Annotated in this window: 21 protein-coding genes and 1 tRNA gene; 19 read left to right on the top strand and 3 right to left on the bottom strand. The window is 45.8% G+C overall.

Annotated elements, in window-relative coordinates:
- The first annotated feature begins 124 nt into the window (after positions 1–124).
- Positions 125–210, top strand: a tRNA-Leu gene (locus tag ACN084_RS04640).
- Positions 211–336: 126 nt separating this feature from the next.
- On the opposite strand, the gene ACN084_RS04635 is transcribed toward ACN084_RS04640, so the two are convergent.
- Positions 337–825, bottom strand: a complete 489-nt coding sequence (locus tag ACN084_RS04635) for a hypothetical protein (RefSeq protein ID WP_419106050.1) — start codon at positions 823–825, stop codon at positions 337–339.
- A gap of 151 nt (positions 826–976) precedes the next feature.
- On the bottom strand, positions 977–2,602 hold the full coding sequence (locus ACN084_RS04630) for an L-lactate permease (RefSeq protein WP_419101738.1): 1,626 nt from the start codon (positions 2,600–2,602) through the stop codon (positions 977–979).
- A 523-nt stretch (positions 2,603–3,125) separates the two neighbouring features.
- Between ACN084_RS04630 and ACN084_RS04625 the strand changes: the two genes are divergently transcribed.
- The 4 genes from ACN084_RS04625 to mshC all read left to right on the top strand — a co-directional run bounded on the left by ACN084_RS04625 (position 3,126) and on the right by mshC (position 6,885).
- Positions 3,126–4,088, top strand: a complete 963-nt coding sequence (locus ACN084_RS04625) for an L-lactate dehydrogenase (protein ID WP_419101737.1) — start codon at positions 3,126–3,128, stop codon at positions 4,086–4,088.
- A gap of 179 nt (positions 4,089–4,267) precedes the next feature.
- Positions 4,268–4,531, top strand: a complete 264-nt coding sequence (locus ACN084_RS04620) for a hypothetical protein (protein WP_419101736.1) — start codon at positions 4,268–4,270, stop codon at positions 4,529–4,531.
- Between the two features lie 90 nt (positions 4,532–4,621).
- Complete coding sequence (locus tag ACN084_RS04615) at positions 4,622–5,458, top strand: undecaprenyl-diphosphate phosphatase (RefSeq protein WP_419106049.1); 837 nt, start codon at positions 4,622–4,624, stop codon at positions 5,456–5,458.
- Positions 5,459–5,586: 128 nt separating this feature from the next.
- Positions 5,587–6,885, top strand: coding sequence for a cysteine--1-D-myo-inosityl 2-amino-2-deoxy-alpha-D-glucopyranoside ligase (gene mshC / locus ACN084_RS04610; protein ID WP_419106048.1), 1,299 nt, complete (start codon positions 5,587–5,589; stop codon positions 6,883–6,885).
- Between the two features lie 10 nt (positions 6,886–6,895).
- Here mshC and ACN084_RS04605 read toward each other — a convergent pair whose 3' ends face one another.
- Positions 6,896–7,759, bottom strand: coding sequence for a proteasome assembly chaperone family protein (locus tag ACN084_RS04605; protein ID WP_419101733.1), 864 nt, complete (start codon positions 7,757–7,759; stop codon positions 6,896–6,898).
- Between the two features lie 119 nt (positions 7,760–7,878).
- On the opposite strand from ACN084_RS04605, the gene ACN084_RS04600 reads away from it, so the two are divergent.
- From ACN084_RS04600 to ACN084_RS04535, 14 genes are all read left to right on the top strand, one after another.
- Positions 7,879–9,009 carry a site-2 protease family protein gene (locus ACN084_RS04600; RefSeq protein ID WP_419106047.1) on the top strand — a complete coding sequence of 377 codons (1,131 nt, stop codon included), beginning with the start codon at positions 7,879–7,881 and terminating at the stop codon, positions 9,007–9,009.
- Between the two features lie 138 nt (positions 9,010–9,147).
- A complete protein-coding gene (locus ACN084_RS04595; RefSeq protein ID WP_419101731.1) occupies positions 9,148–10,158 on the top strand; it encodes a tRNA (adenine-N1)-methyltransferase in 1,011 nt (336 codons plus the stop codon).
- A gap of 68 nt (positions 10,159–10,226) precedes the next feature.
- Positions 10,227–11,894, top strand: a complete 1,668-nt coding sequence (gene arc / locus ACN084_RS04590) for a proteasome ATPase (protein WP_419106046.1) — start codon at positions 10,227–10,229, stop codon at positions 11,892–11,894.
- Positions 11,895–11,962: 68 nt separating this feature from the next.
- Positions 11,963–13,558 (top strand): depupylase/deamidase Dop, encoded by a 1,596-nt coding sequence (gene dop / locus ACN084_RS04585; RefSeq protein ID WP_419106045.1) that lies wholly within the window; start codon positions 11,963–11,965, stop codon positions 13,556–13,558.
- A gap of 2 nt (positions 13,559–13,560) precedes the next feature.
- The gene (locus ACN084_RS04580; RefSeq protein ID WP_419101728.1) at positions 13,561–13,758 is read left to right on the top strand and encodes a ubiquitin-like protein Pup; all 198 of its coding nucleotides are present in this window, start codon (positions 13,561–13,563) and stop codon (positions 13,756–13,758) included.
- A 70-nt stretch (positions 13,759–13,828) separates the two neighbouring features.
- Positions 13,829–15,262, top strand: coding sequence for a Pup--protein ligase (gene pafA, locus ACN084_RS04575; RefSeq protein WP_419106044.1), 1,434 nt, complete (start codon positions 13,829–13,831; stop codon positions 15,260–15,262).
- A gap of 77 nt (positions 15,263–15,339) precedes the next feature.
- Positions 15,340–16,431, top strand: a complete 1,092-nt coding sequence (locus ACN084_RS04570) for an FKBP-type peptidyl-prolyl cis-trans isomerase (protein ID WP_419101726.1) — start codon at positions 15,340–15,342, stop codon at positions 16,429–16,431.
- A gap of 36 nt (positions 16,432–16,467) precedes the next feature.
- On the top strand, positions 16,468–16,866 hold the full coding sequence (locus ACN084_RS04565; protein ID WP_419101725.1) for an FKBP-type peptidyl-prolyl cis-trans isomerase: 399 nt from the start codon (positions 16,468–16,470) through the stop codon (positions 16,864–16,866).
- Positions 16,867–16,994: 128 nt separating this feature from the next.
- Complete coding sequence (locus tag ACN084_RS04560) at positions 16,995–17,366, top strand: hypothetical protein (protein ID WP_419106043.1); 372 nt, start codon at positions 16,995–16,997, stop codon at positions 17,364–17,366.
- The gene (gene tatA / locus ACN084_RS04555) at positions 17,359–17,613 is read left to right on the top strand and encodes a Sec-independent protein translocase subunit TatA (RefSeq protein ID WP_419101723.1); all 255 of its coding nucleotides are present in this window, start codon (positions 17,359–17,361) and stop codon (positions 17,611–17,613) included. Before ACN084_RS04560 ends, tatA begins: the two co-directional genes overlap by 8 nt.
- A gap of 97 nt (positions 17,614–17,710) precedes the next feature.
- Positions 17,711–18,574, top strand: coding sequence for a twin-arginine translocase subunit TatC (tatC, locus tag ACN084_RS04550; RefSeq protein ID WP_419101722.1), 864 nt, complete (start codon positions 17,711–17,713; stop codon positions 18,572–18,574).
- 87 nt (positions 18,575–18,661) lie between these two features.
- Positions 18,662–21,487, top strand: coding sequence for a DEAD/DEAH box helicase (locus tag ACN084_RS04545; RefSeq protein WP_419106042.1), 2,826 nt, complete (start codon positions 18,662–18,664; stop codon positions 21,485–21,487).
- Between the two features lie 6 nt (positions 21,488–21,493).
- Complete coding sequence (locus tag ACN084_RS04540) at positions 21,494–22,591, top strand: hypothetical protein (protein WP_419106041.1); 1,098 nt, start codon at positions 21,494–21,496, stop codon at positions 22,589–22,591.
- Between the two features lie 88 nt (positions 22,592–22,679).
- Positions 22,680–23,429 (top strand): polyprenol monophosphomannose synthase, encoded by a 750-nt coding sequence (locus tag ACN084_RS04535; RefSeq protein WP_419101719.1) that lies wholly within the window; start codon positions 22,680–22,682, stop codon positions 23,427–23,429.
- Positions 23,430–23,543 lie beyond the last annotated feature (114 nt).

Genomic DNA, 23,543 nt, shown 5'->3' with positions numbered 1-23,543 from the left:
AGCATGTATGTGACGAGCGTCGCTGTAAAAAATGCTGTTTCAAGTTGCAACCCCGTTTCGGGTCGTGTAGATTATTACCTGTTGTCGAGAGATGTTACGAAAAGTCAACATCACTATGTCACCTGCGCGGGTGGCGGAATAGGCAGACGCGCTAGCTTGAGGTGCTAGTCCTCGTATTAGAGGGTGGGGGTTCAAGTCCCCCTCCGCGCACAACAAATTTGAAGCCCCTACGGTTACCGTAGGGGCTTCAATGCTTTTAAAAGCACTACAAACATCAGGGGAGGGGTAACCTTCCCTAACAGTTACCCGCTCAAGATATATTCGTTTGACTACCGTCTAGGGTTTTTGCATTGTTACCTCTTCTTGGTCACCATCAGGTGTTGTGACAGCGTAATGCAAGGTTCCATCTTGAGAATATCGGAAAGTTTTTGTCAGTTCACGTGAGGTTTGAGAAGACTCTGCATCTTTCTCTACTGCTGTCTGCGAAACCCATGTGTAGTCACCTGCCGCCTGAGGAGCCTCAAAGCTACCTTCCCAATACAAAGTGCGCGCTCCATCTTCTTCATGAACCCAATGAATACTAATGGTGTTGTCATGAACAAGAGCTTCTAACCATATGCCGTCAGTTTTGGGGTTTCTCTGGCTCCACGTACCCGTCAAATTTGGGGTTTGAGTATTCGTGTTCTGCCTTGTTGCTGCATTAGAGCTGTTCACTGTTGTGTTGGTTGACTGGTCGGGACTCTCTGATTTTTGAGAAGAACTGCTGCATGCACACACGCTGCATGTCAGAAGAATTACAGCAAGAGATGCTGACAGGTGTTTCATATTTCCTCACATGTTATTTAGGGTTACCTAAGTTAATAAGGATAATAGGTTAGAAAAAGAAAAACAGTTAATTACTGTAGATTAAAGAAAACCCTGTTGGTGCCTCATCAAGGTGAGGTACTAACAGGGTTTTTCTGGATATGAAGGAATTTTAGAGTACCAGCGATAGAGCGAAGACCCAGAGGCACGTCCATGCTAAGAGCACGACACTATATTTAAATGCTGCAGAAGTAATCTTTGACTCTTCACCAGATAGTCCTACAGAGGCAGCTGCAATAGCAATGGATTGCGGGGAAACAATTTTAGCCATCACGCCACCTGTAGTATTTGACGCAACGAGAAGGGTAGGGCTTGTTCCAATCTGTTGTGCAGTGGTTGCCTGTAACGCGGCAAAGAGGGTGTTGTTATTAACGACAGATCCCGTTACGAATACACCAATCCAGCCAATAATAGGGGAGAGCAACGGGAAAATAGATCCTGCTGCCGCAACTGCTAGAGCGATAGAAGAGCTAAGGCCTCCAAAATTCATGACATTTGCTACCGCCATAACGAGGCAAATCATCACAATAGGCTTCCATAGTTGTTTAACTGTTCCTTGGAGCTCTTGGATAGCAGCGCCGATGGTGATATTTGAGGTAACAATGGTTAGTAACGCTGCAATAAAAATAGCAGTTCCTGAAGCGGAAAGGATGCCCCAACTAAAGATTGCCGACATCGGTTTAGGTTCTGCAACAATAGGGGCTACTTGGAGAATACTCTGGTGCAGATAGGGCATAGAGAACTTAATGGTTGTGAAGTCTAATGGTCCGCCGACAGCCCAAAGAGCTTTCATAAAAGGTGTAGACCAGAGCAGAATCATTCCTGAAAGAATGCAGAAAGGGCTCCATGCTTTTGCTACTTCTACAGCTGTAAATGTCGGGGCATTTTCTGATGTAATTTCTGGTGCCCCAGATTCTCGGTAGATATGCGCAGGTTGCCAACGGCGCATCACAAGAGCGAGGATTACGAGTCCAATAAGGGGCGGAATAATATCTGCTAGCTCTGGCCCTAGCGTCCAAAGCATAAGTGCCTGTAACCCTGAGACCACAAAACCGATAATGAGTGCAATGAGCCCAGTTTCTTTGACTGCTCGAATTCCGTCTTGAACAAAGACGAGAATGAGCGGAATAAGTGCGGTCGTGAGCTGAATCGTGAGAATCATTTCGACACTTAACGCAGATAGCTCGACGGACCCCTGTTTTGCTCCAACGATAACAGGAATACCAATTGCTCCATATGCTCCGTAAGCAGCATTTGAAATAAGAGCATAGACAGAAGCTTTAATAGCATCGAATCCTAATGTTACGAGAAGTGCAGCGCAGATTGCGATGGGGATACCAAAGCCTGCGGCACCTTCAAGAAACCCTCCAAAACAGAATGCGATGAGGAGGACTTGGATACGTTGGTCAGCTGATACGGCAGAGATAGAATCTTGAATAATTTTGAAGTTTCCAGCTCTGACTGCAATGCGGTAGAGCCAGACCGCCATGAGAACAATCCACCCAATAGGCCATAGTCCACCGAGCGCACCATATGTTAGTGCAGATAAGGACGCTGTCCACGGCATATGGAAGACAGCGACAGCGATGATTAAGGCGCTGGCTAGAGAAATACTTGCTGCTTTGATACCAGTGAGTTTGAAGACCGTTAGTCCCAGAAGAAAGATGATAATTGGTAGTGCTGCGATAACGGCTGAGAGCGCACTTGAGCTGAGCGGGTCATAAATCTGTTGCCACATGCGGCGTTCCTTTCGGGTGAAGCAAGGGGCATCTTTATGTGTTGTGAAAGGGAATATATGGTGTGTGGTTAGATGCCATATTTGAAGTTATCACTGTTGTTTTATCTTTCACTAGTGAAATGTTTGGATGTTTTCGGTGGTTGAGTCCACCATAAAATTGTTGTTTTGATTGGTTTTAGTTGATTTTCTGCACCAGTTTTGACTATTAGTGTCTTAGACTCTAAGAAGAATATTGTGACGAATGGTACAAATAGTGCCGAGTAACAATCGTTCACAATGCTAGATATGGTGATCCTGTCATACTTACTAAGGGTTTTGTAATATTTTTTTCATGATAGAAAATGTGACCAATGCCAAAAAGTAACCTTTAAGCGTTGTTTTTTAGCGGGTTTTTGAAGCGATTATCAACTATTTACCCGCTAATTATCAAACGAAAACCCAAAAATCCAACATAAACCCTCATGTTTTCGTGCCATACTTGTTATGCCATGTCCCAGCTAACAAAATTGAAAGGAAAGCCATCATGGCTTCACACTCACATAAGAGAACCAAGCTTGGCGTTATTGGTGCAGGCGGAGTAGGATCCGCCGTCGCTTATGCGGCAACATTGCGTGGCACTGCAGATGAAATCGCCATCTACGACATTGCCGGAGAACGAGCCACCGCCGAAGGGCTCGATATTGCTCACGGAAGCATGTTCGCCTCCGAAGCAATCGTCTACGGTGGAGATGATATCGAAGTACTACGAGACTGCGACCTCATTATTGTCACAGCAGGAGCACGACAAAAACCAGGGCAACCACGCCTAGAACTAGCTGAAGCTAATGTAAAAATCTTTGAAGCAATGCTTCCTAAAGTCATGGAAGTAGCACCCGAAACAATGCTCATGATTGTCACAAACCCCTGTGACGTTCTAGCTGTTGTCGCACAAAAAATTACTGGACTTCCCACCAACCGTTGCTTTGCTTCCGGAACCACACTAGATTCTTCTCGCCTACGTTGGCTTATCGCCAACAAAGCTGGTGTGGCTATCAAATCTGTTCACGTCAACATTATTGGCGAGCACGGCGACTCGGAATTTCCCGTATGGTCAAGTGCCAATATTGGCTTCGTGCCCCTCGACGAATGGACAACACACGGCGAGCGCGTCTTCACGGACGAGGTTAAAGCGGCCCTTGGAGAAGAAGCTATGAAGGCTGCATATCGCGTTATTGAAGGTAAAGGTTCCACTAACTACGCTATCGGCATCTCAGCTGCTCGTATTGCTGAAGCCATTTTGCAAGGGGAGCAAGCGGTTCTGCCTGTTGCGACCCAGCTGAAAGGATATTACGGCATCCACAGTGAAGCTGCCGTTTCGTTACCGTCGGTACTTTCCTATAACGGCGTAGAGCGAGTTCTCGAAATGCCTCTTAACGATGAGGAACTGCAAAAACTCAAGAATTCTGCTGACGCCATTAGCGCTTCCCTCGCTTCTTTGGGGTACTAAACATCATCAAAAATAGACGGTGGTAGAACAACTTAGCTCTACCACCGTTTACTTTTAAAAAGCCGATACATTGTTACCGGTAGGTTATTTTTGCTTATTTGAGTACGATATCTCACGTTCTTAGAACTTTTCTTCCTAAATAGTACCGTGTAGCTACATTTCACGATAACGTTCTATATATGAGTAACGACCCTCGCGCTGCACTGTCAGTTTTTACCAATGCTCTTGAAGAGCATCTTACCGCTATCATTAACCGACGCGGTGAACATGACCCTGCAATCGATAACGCCTATGTGGCCATTGCTAATGCTTTTGAGCGTTATGAAGAAGTCCTCTTTGATACATATGAGGAAGTAACACCTCTTGAGGTATATATCGAAGATGACGATGATGACTATGAAGATTTTGATGACGAAGACATTGACTATGAAGAAGAAAACTAATTTTTCTTTCAACTTATAAAATACTGTTAAATTCGAGACAGCGACCCTATAGGGTCGCTGTCTCGAATTTAAAGCGCTAGAGTCTGTTAAGTGGAATGGATTCAAGCAATAATCCTTGGCTTAGTTCAAGGTCTTACAGAGTTTCTACCGGTTTCTTCATCCGGTCATATTAGATTTGTCAGCCAGCTTTTACCAAATACTTCTGATCCCGGTGCAGCCTTTACTGCTATTACACAATTAGGCACAGAATCTGCGGTACTAGTATTCTTTTGGCGCGACATCGTACGCATTATCAGCAAATGGTTTGGTTCTTTACGTGGAACAGTCGACAAAAAAGACCCAGATGCACGGATGGGTTGGTTTATTATTATCGGCTCACTTCCTATTGCGCTGCTAGGTTTAGGTCTCGAAAAGTATATTGACACAACCTTCAGGTCACTATGGATTACCGCCACAATGCTCATCGTTTTTGGAGTATTTATCGCTATCGCAGACCGCATCGGTAAAGAACAACGAACCCTCGACAAGCTTAACGTCAAACACGGTATCATCTATGGTTTCGCTCAGGCACTCGCTTTAATTCCTGGCGTCTCACGTTCTGGCGGAACTATTACTGCCGGCCTATTGATGGGGTACACACGCGAAGCAGCTGCTCGATACTCGTTCCTTTTAGCTATTCCGGCTGTATTCGCTTCAGGCCTATACGAGCTCTACGGTAGCCTTTCGGAAGGCTTCAACGGATACTACGGTTTTGGCTCAACGATGGTAGCAACATTGGTTGCATTTGTGGTCGGATACCTCATTATTGGATGGTTCCTCAAATACGTATCACATAACAGTTACACCATCTTTGTCTGGTACCGTATCGTCATCGGTGTAACACTATATGTCCTTTTAGGCTTCGGCGTACTATCAGCGCATGCCTAAACACTGATGAGAGACTACTTTCTCAACCATAATATTGCGTGAAATATCACGAAAGACTGTACCCGCTTACCTCATTCAGAGGTAAGCGGGTATTCTTTGAACTACAACACACAACGAAAGGACATCTGATGAGAGCGTGGGAATATGCATCGGTTCCGACACTACCTGGACAAGCTCCACAACCTACTATCTTTGACAGCTCAAAGGGAGAAAAAACCCTCACCAAAACTCCTCAGAACACCGCAAGCTTATACGTCTGCGGCATTACCCCCTACGATGCAACCCATATGGGACACGCTTCTACCTACGTTGCCTTTGACGTGCTACACCGCGCGTGGCTCGATGCAAAAATTCCAGTAACATACGTCCAAAATGTCACCGACGTTGACGACCCACTACTAGAAAGAGCTGAAGCCACCGGAGTGAACTGGGAAGACCTCGCACAAGAACAAATTGAACTGTTCAGAAGCGATATGCAAGCACTGAACGTTATTGCACCCACACACTATATCGGTGCTGTGGAATCTATTCCTTGGGTCATTGAAGCTGTTACAGAACTGCTTGCAAAAAACCTTGCCTACACCGTCCCCGGATACACCGAAGAAAACGGAACAACTCACCCTGATGGTGACATTTACTTCGATATCAAAGCAGCAGAACACTACGCACCAGCAGACCCCGAACACTGGAAACTCGGAGATATTAGCGGGCTCACGAGAGAACAAATGCTCAACATTTTTGGAGAACGCGGTGGAGACCCTCAACGTCCAGGGAAACGAGACGAATTAGATCCTCTACTGTGGCGTGTTCACCGCGAAGGCGAACCAGCATGGGACAGTGCCACTTTAGGGAAAGGACGCCCCGGATGGCATATTGAATGTACCACCATCGCACAAAAATTCCTCCCTTCCCCTTTTACCGTTCAAGGCGGCGGATCTGACCTCCAATTCCCACACCACGATATGGGAGCAGGACACGCTTACACCCTGAACGATAAACCCATGGCTCACCACTATGTGCACACCGGAATGGTCGGACTAGACGGTGAAAAAATGAGTAAATCCCTTGGAAATCTCGTACTCGTCTCTACCCTCAGAAAAGAAGGCACTAACCCTAACGTTATCCGCCTTGCTATTATGAGTAACCATTATTGTAGCGACTGGTTCTGGACTGAAGACCTCCTCGAAAAGGCACAACAACGTTATAAGCTTTACCAACAAGCCCTCAGCTGCGCGTTATCTGAAGAGACTGACGAAGAAGCCCAAATACTCGTACAAGATGTTAGAGCACTGCTAGCAGACGACCTGAACACTCCAGAAGCCCTTGAACGTATTGATCAATGGGCACACCACATCTGCCACAACGGCGGTAAAGGAGGAAAACTCGTGCGTGACTTACTTGAAGCACGTTTAGGTATCTCCTGCTAAATACTTGTTTTTACTCCTCACGACGGCGAAGATATTGCTCTAATTCAGCAGCAATATCTTCGCCACTGAACTGCACAAGATTCTCCGACTGCGACTCTAACTCGCGCACATAAGCAGCGAGCTCTGGGTCTTCCTCCAATAACGCCTCTGCACCGTCTTCCCACGCCTGTACCTCCTGAAGAATACGACCGTGCGGAACCTGAATATCTAAAATAGATTCCACCGTCTGTAAAAGCGCAAAAGTCGCCTTAGGATGAGGCGGCAAACCCGCATAATGAGGGATAGACACCCAACAGCTAACATCAGTCATAGGGTAATCCTCCGCCATCAACGCAAGAACACCAACAATCCCCGTCGGACCAGAATAAGACTGCACCTGCACACCTTCAAAGGCTCGCAACTTAGAAGTATAACTACTCACTGAAACAGGAAAAGGGCGAGTATGGGGAATCTCTTCCAAAAGACTGCCCAAGAACAACAAATGATCAACAGAAAGTTGTTGCGCATACTGCAATAACGCCGTTGCAAAACTACGCCACTGAACATTCGGTTCAGGCCCAGAAACCACTAACAACTGAAGATTTTCACGAACCTGCAACGCCACACAACGAAGCTCTGGCCAAATAATTTTTCCAGTACCATCAGCAGAAGACTCCAGACGAGGACGCGACTCCGTAAAACTATAAAAAGATTCTGTATTAAATCCAGCAATAGGCTCTGCCGGAAAAACTCGCATCAAATAGTCAATAACCTCTGTCGCCGCAGAACCTGCATCATTCCAGCCCTCAAAAGCACATAACATCACCGTGCATGGCTGCTGATCAGCTTCCGAAAGAGAATAAATATTATGAGGAAATTTTTTGGCAGTAGACACAAACAACATTCTACGCCCATTATCTTCCACGACTCACACCAACGCCACGTGAGATATCACCGCATACACTAGAGTGAGAAAAGGCCTAGCACACCACCATGAGGACGAGGACAAACACCTTGAGAAGACCTTCAGAGCTCAACATCGCAACACTCTTCGGTATCCCCATCTATCTTCGAATATCATGGTTTATCTTCATGGCAATAACCATCTTTGGATACGCCACTTACCTCACCCAAAAAACAACCTACATCACAAACTGGACTGCAGCACTAACCACTTCTACAATACTGGCGCTACTTATCGCCCTCGGGGTGCTTATCCACGAATTAGCACATGCTCTTACCGCACACCTTTTCAACCTTAAAGTTCACTACATCTCAATGACCCTATGGGGTGGAATCACAAGAAGCGACCAAGGCCGCCCTCTTAGCTCCATCCTCATATCCCTTGCCGGACCAACTATCAATATCCTGTACGCCCTACTCCTTGGAATGCTAGAATCCCTCACAACAGAGCACAACATCAGCCTAGGAATACTACTAGCGAGCCATATTAACCTCCTCATCGCTCTTTTCAACCTCATTCCTGTATACCCACTCGACGGAGCACACGCTCTAGAAGCGTTCATCACTCTTACCAGCAAAAAACGATCCACCGGAATTTTCTACACCGCCCTCATCGGATTACTTCTTTTACCGTTAGTCATACTCTTCCTGGTGACCTCAGAAAATATCACCTCACCCATATATCTGCTGGTGACAGCATTCTTAAGCATCACCCTTTGGAAAAATTCATACCCAGCGCTACAACGCATCGTGACTCAAAAAAGTAGAAACTACCCCATCAGCGCAGCAAAACTGTCACGAAAAACCATCCGCATTTCACCAGAAACACCTATTCAAGAATTCCTCAGCACCTGGAACCACCATGATGTACCCATCTACCAAGAACACGACACCATTTACTGGGTAGACCCTGCAGTCCTCACCTCCATCGAACACGCCGGACCCAACGACGACCAACTACTTCAAAACCTTCTCAACAAGCCCCTCAAAACCATCTCACATCCGAGCGCCCCCGAATACATACCCTATACAGCCTTACACCTAGACTTACGCGAACACTTTTACGAATACCATCGAAAACAGGTACCAGATCCCATACACGCCAGCGAACAACCTATTGCGTGGATGACAACAACATCACAAAAACAACAAAGAATCTTGTTCTATCAAGACTTCATCTAAAAACACCGCTAAATGTTAGGTCAGCCTCATTGAACAACAACATGCAACACCTCAGCCTAGTATCTGAGAGAATAAATAAAGAACACTAACCTAACAGCAGCTCATGAGCCCTATACACCTCAAGGAGAACAACTCCCTATGACCAATCATGCCCCCACCGGAAGCAACAACCGTCGTGGACCTTTCCGACCCGGAGAACGCGTACAACTCACCGACGAACGCGGAAAGATTACTACCATCACCCTAGAAACTAACGGGGCATACCACTCTCATCACGGTTTCTTCACCCACGAAGAACTCATCGGAAAAACCGAAGGAACCGTTATCGAAAACTCCTCGGGGCTAAAAATTCAAGCATTCCGACCACTCTACCGAGATTTTGTCCTCTCCATGCCCCGCGGGGCAGCCGTAGTGTACCCCAAAGATGCTGGACAAATCGTTACTATGGCTGACATCTTCCCTGGCGCTCGCGTTATCGAAGCAGGCGTAGGCTCTGGTGCGCTTTCTATCGCCCTTCTACGAGCTATCGGCGATTACGGACACCTCCGCTCTTTTGAACGTCGAGAAGAATTTGCAGAAATCGCACGAGGAAACGTCGAAACCATGTTTGGTGGACCGCATCCGGCGTGGGACATTACTTTAGGAGACCTTGCTGAAACTCTCGGCGACGTTGAAGAACCTGGAAGCGTAGATCGCGCTGTTCTTGATATGTTAGCTCCTTGGGAATGCCTTGACGCAGTAGCACAAGCACTAACACCAGGCGGCGTTATCATCTGCTACGTAGCAACCGTAACGCAGCTTTCTCGAGTTGCTGAAGCTCTCCGTGCAGACGGCCGATTTACTGAGCCTGAATCGCATGAGACTATGGTTCGCGGTTGGCACGTTGAAGGTCTGGCTGTTCGACCCGACCACCGTATGGTGGCACATACTGGGTTCCTCATCACCGCTCGTCGCCTTGCTGACGGCGCAGAACGACTTGCTCCGAAACGTCGCGCTTCAAAAACAGATTTCTCAGAAGAAGACCTTAACGCATGGACTCCTGCAGCTCTAGGCGAACGCAACGTTTCTGACCGAAAATTACGCAGGGCAGCACGAGACGCACAAAATCTTGCTGAAAAATCTGCACAATCAACAACCCATACACCATAAACCTGATTCGATAGGGGGCGCACCCTCATCTATCGTTAGAGACCTATCCGCAGAATCTGGTACGAATCATGACTGACTCAACGAACAAAACTGTTTCATCCCAAGACTACGAGAGAGTGCTACGTCAGCTCAGTGTGTCAACAGACAGCCGGCGTAACCTTGACCGACAGCTTCGAGAAGCCGGAGAACGAAACCAAAAACTTGTTTTCGCGCTTGGTAAAACTAAAGCTGAAATCGAACGGTTACGTTTGAGCCTCTCCCAAGAAGTCTCCCCACCTTTGAACTCTGCTATCGTTTTAGCCGTCAGCTTAGGGCGGATGACATACGACGACCTCGCACAGGGCGTTACACCGGCAGAAGCAGAAGAATACGTTGATGTCATGCTTTCTGGGCGGCGAGTGCGCATCACCTGCTCACCATTATTAGACATTACAACGCTTGCCCCAGGTATGACAGTCCTGCTCAATGATCAGACTCAAGCAGTCATCAGTCTCGGCTACGAAAACTATGGTGAAGTTGTTACTTTACGTGAGGTTCTCGATAATGAGCGTGTGCTCATTGACCTTGGACAACAAACAAAGACTGTTGCCCGAGTCAGCGGCGCGATACAGACACAAGAACTTTCAGCGGGGGATAACCTCACCTACGATTCACGTATTGGGATGGTGCTTGGACGAGTTCCTCGCTTAGAAGCGCAACAACTCGTTCTTGAAGAGGTTCCTGACATCACCTACGAGCATATTGGTGGTCTAAATACCCAAATCGAACAGATTAAAGATGCTGTTGAGCTTCCTTTCTTGTACCCTGATGTTTTCCGCCAATACCAGCTATCACCACCACACGGTATCTTGCTGTATGGTCCTCCCGGTAATGGAAAGACCTTGATTGCTAAAGCCGTTGCAAATTCTCTTGCAAAAAGGGCAGCAAGCGTGCACCCTAAGGAAGCGAAAACTGGGTACTTTCTCAATATCAAAGGCCCCGAACTTCTTGACAAATACGTTGGCGAAACGGAACGACAAATCCGTGATATTTTCACCGCTGCCCGTGAAAAAGCAGAAGAAGGAAACCCCGTTGTCGTCTTCTTCGACGAGATGGAATCACTCTTTAGAACACGTGGCACCGGTCGTTCCTCTGATGTCGAGACAACAATTGTCCCACAATTATTGACTGAAATTGACGGTGTTGAACGGCTCGATAACGTGATTGTCATCGGAGCAACCAATCGTGAGGACATGATTGACCCCGCAGTGCTACGACCTGGACGCCTTGACATTAAAATAAGAATTGATCGTCCCGACATTCACGGTGCCCGAGAAATTTTTAGCCTCTATATTACAGAGGACCTTCCTCTTGGAGCGACTGACCAACAAGGCGCACAAAACGCTAGCGAAACAGTGCAACACCTTATTAACGGCGCGCTAAACCAGCTTTTTGAAGACTCTGCACATAACAGGTATCTACACATCACGTTAGACAACGGCCAAACACTTTGGCTTAAACGAGGAGATTTTCTTTCGGGGGCAGTCATCCGAAATATCGTTGATACCGCAAAAAACTATGCTATTAAAGATGAACTACGAGATGGTACCCGCGGCATAACACAAGAACATATCAACCGAGCCATTGCTGCAGAATTTGGTGGGCACCGGGAGATACCCCCGTTGTCAGAGATTGAACAAGTATTAGCTCAACGCCATATTCGAGAGAACATTGTCTCTGTCGAACCTGCATACTAACCAAAGCTACGCTCAGCCGAAAAAACAGGTAGAGCGTTACCTCAAGCATCGTCTCAAAGGAGCATATTGTGAGCGTACAGCGCATTATCGGAGCAGAAACCGAATACGGGATTATTGCCCCTACCCACCCTCACGCCAACCCGACGATGCTTTCTGCCGAAGTGGTTGATACCTATAACAAACTATTCCGCCGAGAACTTTCTGCACAAAATAGTTCAACAATATGGGAATACGACTCTGAAACACCCCTACAAGACGCCTACGGACACACCCAAGAAGAACAATCCGCTCATCCCAGCCAGCTCACCCACCAAAGTGCGGTACTCACCAGCGAAGATATTGCTGCAGAAGCATTGTTAGAGTCAGGTGCGTATGCAGAACGCCTTGACCCTGATGCCGTTACCATGAACGCTATCTTGCCAAACGGTGCACGCCTCTACGTTGACCACGCACACCCCGAGTATTCATCACCGGAAACTTCTTCACCGCGGGACGCCGTACTATGGGACGCTGCTGGAGATTATCTTGCAGCACGAACCATTCAAGCTCTTGAAGAAACAGCAGAAGAGACAAAACTACCTAACCTGCAACTCTATAAAAACAATACTGATTCCAAAGGTCAATCCTATGGCTCGCATGAAAACTATCTGATTCAACGAAAAATAGACTTTGATAAACTCTCTGAAGCGCTCTTACCGTTCTTTGCAACACGACAGATTATGACTGGTGCTGGACGTGTTGGCATCGGCACAGCTTCTGAAAAACCTGGCTATCAGATTTCGCAACGAGCCGACTTCTTCGAACGGACTATCGGCTTAGAAACAACGATTCGTCGTCCAATGATTAACACTCGCGACGAACCACACGCAGATTCGGATAAATATCGACGTTTACACGTCATTATCGGAGATGCAAACCTCTCTCATTATTCGAACCTTCTCAAATTTGGTACTACTTCTTTAGTATTGAACTTGATTGAGAATCATCAAGCCCCTCAAATAGCATTAGCTGACCCCGTCAAAGCCATGCACACCGTCAGCCACGACCTAACCTTGAAACAGCAATTACCGTTAACGAACGGCACATCCCTAACAGCTATAGAGATTCAACGACTGTATCTTGAAGCTGCACAAAAATATGAACAAAACCCAGATTCGCACACACAAGAAATCTTAGATCTCTGGGAGAAAACCCTCACTCTCTTAGAAACTGACCTATTCGCTTTAGCTGACACTCTCGATTGGGTCGCAAAATACCAGCTCATACATCAATATGTTCAAAAAGGTGTTAACTGGGATAACCCCAAATTACAAGCTATCGATCTTCAATACGCAGATATCCGCCCACATAAAGGCCTGTACCATAAGCTTGTTCAGCTAGGCAGAATGAAAACGCTATTTACACCAGAACAGATTGCTTTTGCCAGCCACTACCCACCAGAAGACACCCGCGCCTATCTACGAGGCACGATGATTCGTCGATGGCCAGAAGAAATACTCAGCGCCAACTGGGACACCATAGTAGCAAGAAGCCCCTGGGATACTGTTGTTCACCGGTTGAGATTAGATGAACCTAAGGCATACACTAAAAAGAGTATCGAACATCTACTAAACGTCGATAATGCGAGCACCCTAATTGACCAACTTAACCACGAAGGAGAATAACAATGGAACGCCAACGCATACAAGCGCAGCAACAACAAAACCTTGTAGAAGAAACCCCCATCAACATTGCATCTCAGAGCACTGCGATTAACCAAGACCTCATCGTAGAAACAGATGACCTCCTAGCAGAAATTGATGGTCTTCTTGAGGAAAACGCTGAAGACTTTGTTAAAGGGTTCGTCCAAAAAGGTGGAGAATAAACACTCCATCACCCAATAAAATATCGGTGATTTCACTTATTGAGAGCACCCTCGTTGACAGAATAGAACTATGCAAAAACGAATCTTCGGAATAGAAACCGAGTACGGAATCACCTACGTACCTGACTCATTAGGTCCTATCGGACCAGAAGAAGCCTCAAGAATACTTTTCAAACCTGTTGTAGATACTTGGCGCTCTACAAATGTCTTTCTTCCGAATGGTTCAAGGCTCTATCTTGATGTAGGATCTCACCCCGAATACGCTACCGCCGAATGCGCAACAATCACAGATTTGATTGCCCAAGATAAAGCAGGCGAGGTCCTCTTCGCTGACCTCGTCAATCAAGCACAAGACACCCTAGAAGCAGAAGACCATCACGGCAGAATTTACTTATTCAAAAATAACGTTGATTCTGCGGGAAACTCTTTTGGCTCACACGAGAACTACTTACTTGAACGAAAAGTAGAGTTCGCAAAACTCACAACAAGTCTTATACCTTTTCTGATTACTCGACAAATCATTGCCGGCGCAGGAAAAGTGCACCCGCAAGGAGTACCAGAATGGGCTCCACGTCCTCTCGGGAAAGCCGGAGAACCTAGCTATTCTTTCTCACAACGAGCAGACTACATTTGGGAAGGCGCCTCTACTGCAACCACTCGCGCTCGCCCTCTCATTAATACTCGTGACGAGCCGCATGCTGATGCAACGTTGTACCGTCGCATGCACGTGATTAATGGTGACTCAAATATGTCGGAGACAACGTCACTTCTTAAGATTGGCTCTACGGATATTGTTCTTCGAATGTTAGAGGATCATTATCCTCTTCGTAATTTTGAGATTTCTGATACGGCAACTGCTCTACGCGTTGTTTCACATGATTTGAGTGCTCGGGAGTCATTCCCGTTACGTGATGGTTCTTTCTGCTGTGCGTTAGATATGCAGCGTCATTACTTGGATTCTGCGAGGAACTATATTGAGCACCATGGTGCTCACCACGAGCATGTTCCGTATGTTCTGGACTTGTGGGAGCGTACTCTTCAAGCCATTGAAACAGGGGAGTACAGCAGTATTGATACAGAGATTGATTGGGCTATTAAGAAAAAACTCCTTGATTCTTATATTGCTCGAGGAGCTAGCGGATATGCTGATCCACGTATCGTCCAACTTGATTTTGCCTACCACGATATTGACCCTGACCGTGGTATTTTCAATGTCTTAGCACGCGCAGGACGAGCACAACGTCTCCTTAATGCAGAGAGTATTCAACGGGCTACCATGGTTCCTCCAGAAACTCGCGCTAAAATTCGTGGTGAGTTTATTCGTGCTTCTCGTGCAGCAGGGGAGCCGTTTACTGTGGATTGGGTACACTTACGCCTGAATAATAAGCCTCAATTTAATATTGTGTGTCAAGATCCTTTTGAGGTTTCTAACTCTGAGGTGCAGGCTCTTTTAGAAACTTTGCGTCATAATAGTGCTCAACAGTGGGCTCCTCCTTTTGTCTAGATACTGTTACAGTTTTTAGTGAGGGCTTCGTGTCTTATGAGCTCCTAGATTGTATAACCAACAGAAAGTCATATTTCGTGCCTAAGAAAATTGTATTAACTACTGCCGGAATCGTTTTATCTTTAGCGTTGTCTGCCTGTTCAGGCGGAAGTGATAATAACCTAGATAAGGTATCTTATGATCTCAAAGATGCGACAGCCGCTCCTTCGGTTTCTTTTGCGACTCCTTTTAGCGTGGGGAAAACTGAAACGCACCTTATTTCGGAAGGTGATGGAGATTCAGTAAAAGACGGAGATACGTTGCTGATCCAAGCAACAATTTTTGACGGTAAAGAAGCTAAAGAGCTTGGTACAACCTATGAGTCAAAGCCTCTGATGATTTTGGTGGGAGAAAAGCTTAAAGAGAACGCGCCAGAACTATATTCGATGCTAACAGAACACAAAGTAGGTTCTTCTTTCTCCTATTCAACAAATGTTGTTAGCTCTGAGTCAGGAGCATCTCCTTCGACTGCTCCTGCTGATTCACCAACTAATGTTGAGGTGTATACCGTCGTTCAGAAGCTTCTCCCCGAAGCAACTGGAAAGGCGCTGGATAAAAAAGACTGGAATAAAGCTTTAGAGTCTTTTGACATTGCAGATAGTGGCGCTGGTGTCATCAAACTTAAAGATGACCGTGGAGATGCTCCTAAGGAACTTGTTACACAGGACCTCATTGAAGGTTCAGGGCGTACCGTTGAGAGTACAGACCAAGTATATGTCAAGTATGAGGGCGTCCGTTGGGAAGATGGGAAGTCCTTCGACGGCAATTATAACGGTGATCCTTTAGACATCTCATTGGGCGGCGTTATTAAAGGCTGGAAAGAAGGACTATCTGGTCACAAAGTTGGTTCTCGTGTGCTTTTGATTATTCCGCCTGAGCTTGCTTATGGGGAAAATCCAGCAAGTGGTGCTCCTAGTGGCGCTCTCGTTTTTGTTGTCGACATTCTTGGAGCTATGCCGACGCCAGAAGCTGTTATCGCTCAGCAGAAGGCCGCTGAAGAAGCTCATCAGAAGGCAGAAGAATCAAAGAGCGATGAAACGCCAGCTCCTGCGGAATCAAAAGCTGAAGCTCCAGCGGAGAACGAACCCACTCCGGAAGCCTCTACGCCTGAAGAATCACCGGCTCAATAAAAATCTTTGAATAATTAACAGAGGAGAAGGATTATTATGTCTTTTGGTAAACGCGAACTCGATCGTACTAAACCTGAAATTGATTTCCCTGCCAATGGCGCCCCAGAAGAACTGGTCATCATTGATCAAATTATTGGAACAGGCCCCGAGGTTGAGGCAGGAAACGCTATTTCTTGCCACTATGTGGGTGTTGCTTTTTCAACGGGTGAAGAATTCGATGCTTCCTGGAATCGTGGCACTCCACTAGAATTCCGTGTTGGTGTCGGTCAAGTTATTCAAGGCTGGGACCAAGGACTACTGGGCATGCGCGTTGGAGGACGACGTCGTTTAGAAATCCCCGCTGAACTTGCCTACGGTGAACGTGGCGCCGGTGCCGCTATTGCGCCGGGGGAGTCCCTCATTTTTGTTGTAGATCTTTTAGACGTTCGTCAATAATTTTAGGAGGTCCCATCTTGAGAGATAGCGTTTCAGATGGGGTCTTTTAAAAACCTTAAGCAAACTCCACGGTGTTTTAGGCAGTGTTTTTACGGTTTTAGCCGTAAATGGTTTATATACTATGAAATATGCCTTGGTGGTTTTGGATAGTTTTATGGAGTGTCTTAGTTCTGGTATCAGTTCTTTGGCTGGCATTTCACGCCTACCGAATGATTCTTAAAGGAGCTTCGGCTTTTGAAGAGTTTTTACGGTTGAGCGATAACTGTGCTAAAACCTGGGAGGAATCTGCTGCTACTGCTACTCGTTTAGTGAAACGTACATCTCCTCCGGCTATTTTTACGCCGGTATCTGAGAGCTACGCTTCGTATGAGCAAGGTAAGAAACAGCGTCAACAAGAACGAATCTCGCGTAGAATACAGAAGCGAGATACACTCGGTCAGCCACAACGCGTGGGCGACCTCTATCGAAACACACGAAAGGGTGCTGATTCTCATGGGTAGACTATTTGACAGCCCGGTACACCTCCTCATCTTGGTGGTTGTTATTCTTCTAGTTTTCGGTGCTCCTAAGCTCCCTGGAATGGCTCGTAGCCTTGGCCAGTCGATGCGCATCTTCAAATCAGAAGTTGAGGGCATGAAGAAAGACTCTAAGAAGAATGCAACTCCTACTGCTACTTCTGAAGATGAGGTTGTAAGTGGCGAAGTGATTGATAACAAGCCTTCACATACTGAATCTGAGACAAAATAAAGAGAGCTGCTTCTAACTAGTAGACCCGCGCCCCTTTACTCTGTATTGAGGGTGCGGGTTTACATGGTTGTGCTGGTACAAGTTTTTTAGGGTAAGAATGGCACGGGAACATAGTCGTAAGAATAATCCTCAAGCAAATATGGAGTTGAAGGAGCATATCCGCGAATTCAAAAACCGAGTCATTAAATCTGCGGTTGCTACCTTATTGACGACTATTGCTGGTTTCTTTCTTTATATGCCTTTTATCGAGGCAATCTCTGTTCCTATACAGGAGCTGCAAAAAGAGGGCCGTTTAGCTTCTTTGAACTATGACACCATCCAATCAGGCTTCGGTCTTTTGGTGTCCGTATCGTTATATATTGGCATTGCTCTTGCCTCTCCTGTATGGCTATACCAGCTTTGGGCTTTTATTACTCCTGCCCTGTATAAAAAAGAACGTCGCTATGCTCTAGGCTTTATTTTTAGTGCTGTACCGATGTTTGTTTTAGGGCTCATTGTTGCGTGGTATAGCTTCCCTGGCGTGGTAACAGCTTTCACGTCGTTTACTCCCACTAACGGCACTAACGTGATGACAGCAGAAATATACATATCCTTCCTCGTGAAGTTTATGCTTTCCTTTGCTTTGGCTTTTGTGACTCCTGTTATTCTCGTTGGTTTAAACTTCATCGGTCTGCTATCTGGTAAGACCGTGCTCAAATCTTGGCGTTGGGTTGTTATTTTTATTGCAACAATTTCTGCAGCTACAGCTCCTGGCAATGACGTTGCTACCATGTTCTATCTTGCTGCTCCATTGATTGTTTTCTTCTTTATCGCAATTCTTATCTGTCTATGGTCAGATAAGCGTCGAGCTAAAAAACAAGCAAAACTAGCACAAGGACTCACTGATGAGGAACTCAATAGAGCTACAAGCGCTGAAGAGCTTGAACGCTTGGGACGTGAAGAGCCTACTACCCAAGAATAAAATCATAATATTGAAATAAAAGAGGGGTGAACGAGAATCGTTCACCCCTCTTTGTTTCAGATGCGATAGGGTAGAAAACAACACTGATTGACTCACACAGGCTGTTACGTTGTAGAAAATGCGCCATCCTACGACGTCACTAAAAATATGATGGAGAAGATGATGGATAATGGCAGCTTTAACCTTTTAGACGATTTTGCTCATACGTTGAACTTCCCGCTGGATGGTTTTCAGCGAGATGCGTGTATGGCGATTGAACAGAATAAAAATGTTTTGGTTGCTGCTCCTACTGGTGCGGGCAAAACACTTGTGGGTGAATTTGCTATACATCGTGCACTTCATGAGAGGAAAAAGGCGTTTTACACGGCTCCTATTAAAGCTCTCAGCAACCAGAAGTATCATGATTTAGTGAAAATCTATGGTGAGGATGCTATTGGGCTACTTACCGGCGATACGTCAATTAATTCTGAAGCGCAAATTGTCGTGATGACAACTGAGGTACTTCGAAATATGCTGTACGATGATTCTTCTACCTTGGAAGAACTCGGCTATGTGGTGATGGACGAAGTGCATTACTTAGCTGATCGTGCGCGCGGTGCTGTGTGGGAGGAAGTGATTATTAACCTTCCTGAAGATATTCTTCTAGTGTCTTTATCAGCAACGATTTCAAACGCTGAAGAATTTGGAGATTGGTTAGATACCGTCCGCGGAGAGACTCAAATTATTGTTTCTGAGCATCGTCCCGTTCCTCTTCTGCAACATATGATGGCAGGCGGAGAACTTTTTGATATGTTTGCTGATGAGAAAGATCCTCGTTTAGCAAAATATCGTTCTGCACAAGAAACGTCTAAAGGGTATGTTATTAACCCGAGGCTACGTCAGCTAAAGTCTTCTCCTCGAAATAGTCATTATGGACGTGGTCGCCACGGCTATAAATCTGGGTATTCTCGTCATCCGCGGACGATACCGGGGCGAATTCCTCGTTATCAAATACTCCAGAATTTAGATAAGAATGCTCTTCTTCCAGCTATTTACTTTATTTTTTCTCGTAATGGTTGTGATGACGCGGTCAAACATTGCATTGCGCGAGATGTACGTCTTACAACAGACCGAGAACAACATAAAATTTTAGAGTACGTGACTGAAGCTACTCGTCATCTTGACCATTTAGATCTCCAAGCGTTAGATTTTTATAGCTGGAAAGACGGTCTTCTTCGCGGAATTGCTGCACATCATGCTGGCTTATTGCCGTTATATAAGGATGTTGTGGAAAAACTCTTTTCTCAAGGTCTGCTTAAGGTTGTTTTTGCTACAGAGACTCTTGCTTTAGGTATTAATATGCCAGCACGTTCTGTTGTTCTTGAAAAGTTAACAAAGTTTAATGGAGAAAACCATGTAGATATTACTCCTGGACAATATACACAGTTAACCGGGCGTGCTGGACGTCGAGGAATTGATATTGAAGGTCATGCTGTCGTGATATGGAAACGCGGTCTAGACCCTGACCATGTTGCATCACTTGCTTCGAAAAGAACCTATCCCTTGGACTCTTCTTTCAGCCCTACCTATAATATGAGCGCTAATTTAGTAGCACGATTTGGAACCTACGAAACCAAGAAAACTCTCGAATCGTCCTTCGCTCAGTTTCAGGCCGATAAGTCTGTTGTGGGGGTAGCTCAGCGTGTACGTAAAAATGAGCGCGCCTTAGCGGGATACCAGAAATCATTATCGTGTGAACGTGGTGACTACTTTGAATATGCGCAATTGGTACGTGCTGTTAGAACGGAGAAGAAGAATCTTGAGAAGAGACGTCGTAGCTATATAAAAGCTGTTGCTCTTGAATCTTTAAAATCTTTGCGTTCTGGAGACATTATAGAATTGCCCGGTGGACGTTATCGCGGTTATGCAACAGTTCTTCAATGTAGAGAAGCCCGAGACGGTGTTCTTGAAGTTGATATTATCAATGAGAAAGCTCAGCATAGAGCTTTACCTAGCTCTAAAGTTGAGGCTCCCATCGAACCTGTTTCTTATGTAAAGATTCCGCGTAAGGTACGGGGTCGAAGCGTTAAAGAGCGCCAAGATATTGCATCTCGTATGAGAACTGCTCTATACGAGGGGCGTCCTCCCCGCCGGGATACTTCGTTGTCATGGGAAGGCTTCCCATCTTCTGACAAGCTAGAAAATTTGCGTCAGCAAATGCAGGAGCATCCTTGTCACGAGTGTCCTGACAAGGAAGAACACGCCCGTTGGGAAGAACGTTGGCGTAAACTTGACGCTACCACTCAAACTCTTCGTCGGCAGATTGATACGAGGACTAATACCATTGCTAAGGTCTTTGAGCGTATTACTAGGCTACTTGAAGATTATGGGTATATGTATCATGATGAACATGATTATTATTTGACAGAAGCCGGAGAGAACTTACGTCGTCTGCATGGAGAACGGGAGTTTTTGCTATCTCTTTGTTTAGAGGACGGTTTCTTAGACGGGTTGGATTCTGCCGCGACTGCTTCTGTCATATCGGCTGTGGTATATCATTCAAAGAGTGGGGAATACGTACCGTTAGAGAAGTACCCGCACCGCTCTATCGAGTTATCTCTCCAGAAAGTGTATTCTCATTGGGAACAGCTGAGTTCTTCTGAAAGACGTTCTCGTTTGCCGGTAACATCAGCTCCTGATTTTGGTTTTGTATGGTCTACTTACCAGTGGGCTAGGGGTAAATCTTTATCTGAGGTTCTTGAGCATGCTGATATGTCTGCGGGAGATTTTGTGCGTTGGATGCGTCAGGTCATTGATGTTCTTAACCAGATTTCTCATGTTAGTGTTTCGGACGTTCAGCTTCGTACTCAGTGTGAAGCTGCAGTTCTTTTGATTCGTCGTGGTGTTGTCATGACTGAGCTTGAGGGACGGTAGGTAAAAATGTCTTCTTCTCTTCTTTTATGTCATTCTGGTTTAGTTCATACCCCTGTTGATCCCGAAGCGACAGCTGTTCTTATTGACGGTGCAAATATTGAGTGGGTAGGTTCAGAAGCAGGGGCGCGTTCTCTTTACGATAGTCGGATGCAACGCGTCGATATGGGTGGACGCCTTTTGTGCGCGGCTTTTAGCTTGGGGATGGCACGTGTTTCTACCGTTATTGAGGCTGAAACGTTAACGAGGCGTTTATTAGAGCACGGTTATGGGGGAGTTACTTATAATGTTCCTGCCGATATTTTTGATGAGGTGTCTTCTCTCTTATCTAGAGTAGGGGTACACGGATACCTTTATTGTGAAGTTAACTCTTTAGGTGAGGTTGAATCTTTATCTAGGGGAGTTGACCGTATTTCCCTGTCTGCTACCTGTTTGGAACTAGAGGACATCCTTGAAGTTGCAGCTTCGAGAAACTATCACCTTTCAGTACACGTTGAAGGAGAAGACGAATATCAACCTTTCATCAAGCGTTTAGTAGACCAAGAACTACACCATTTCCCTTCAATACGCTGTGACGGTGTTCGCTATCTGAGCCAAGAATCCATCATGCAATGCGTAGAGTATAAAATTTCTTTAGGCTTTACTTGCTACGTTAATGAAGACGTCCATCGTTCATTATCTGCCGCAATTTCTTCAGGTGCAGTTACTTTCTGCGGTTCTGATCCGAATTCTTCTATGCCTGAAATTTTAGGATGGAATTTAATCCATCAATTCATGGAACACAACACGCCTGAGATTTCTGTGACATCACGTGGCATGTTTCATACATTAACTCGTAGCGTGTATCGCAGCTTGGGGGAGTCCTCAAGCTTTTATGGGCAGCTGGTCCCTTCTGCGCCGGCGGATTGTGCTTTGTGGGAGATTACTTCTCTTGAATCACCCCAGAACCAAGGAATAGCGCAGAATTGGAGCACCGATCCTCGTTCTCGAGTTCCTTCTTTGCCGTACCTTCAGGAAGCGAATTTGCCAGTTTTATCGTCGCTATATATTGGCGGTCAGCTTATTTTGAGTAAATCGTCTGCAAAATCATGGCCTAGGCTCACCTAAAACTACCAGAAGACCTGTGTGAGAACTTATATACTGGTATCTGAATTTTTCAAAGCGCTCTTTTAAAGCGCACAAGGAGTAATGGCTAATGCGTGTATTGACGGTGATTCCTACATACAACGAAAAAGAGAACCTTCCTGTTGTTGTAAGGGAGCTTCGTGCAGCAGTTCCAACCTGCCATATTTTAGTGGTAGACGATAATAGCCCTGATGGTACTGGTGATCTTGCTGATGAGATTGCTGCTAAAGATTCTCAGGTTCATGTATTACACCGTGCTGTCAAAGACGGTTTAGGTGGAGCATATATCGCTGGTTTTAAATGGGGTCTTAGCGAAGGGTACGATGTCCTTGTTGAGATGGATGCAGATGGGTCTCACCGCCCAGAACAATTACCTGCGCTTCTCAAAGCCATTGAAAATGGTGCGGATTTAGCTATTGGCTCTCGTTACGTTCCTGGTGGAAAGACGGAGAACTGGCCTATTCATCGTCAGATTTTATCTCGTGGCGCAAATCTTTACACCAAAATCATTTTAGGTACAAAGATTAATGATATTACTGCCGGGTATCGTGCTTTCCGTCGAGGGGCGATTGAACGTTTGCTTCTAAACGATACAGATTCTAAAGGATACGTTTTCCAGGTTGATCTTGCATGGCGAGCAGAACAAGCTGGACTCAATATTGTTGAAGTTCCGATTACTTTTGTTGAACGTGCTATTGGCACATCAAAGATGGATAGTTCCATCATTCTTGATTCGATGACCAAAGTGACAGGCTGGGGGCTAACTTCTCGTTATGAGAAGGTAAAACAATTGGCTGGTTCTTTGCTCGGTAAATCATAAGACATTTGTTATCAGGCGTGATGCGAGAAGTCGTCGTATCACACCTGATGCGTTAAAGATGATGGGGGTGTTTCGTCACGAGTTAGTGACGAAAAACCCCCCACATCGTTGGCG

It is taken from the genome of Rothia sp. P7208, assembly GCF_048512915.1.
Lineage (GTDB): Bacteria > Actinomycetota > Actinomycetes > Actinomycetales > Micrococcaceae > Rothia.
This window is presented reverse-complemented; position numbering and strand designations above follow the sequence as displayed.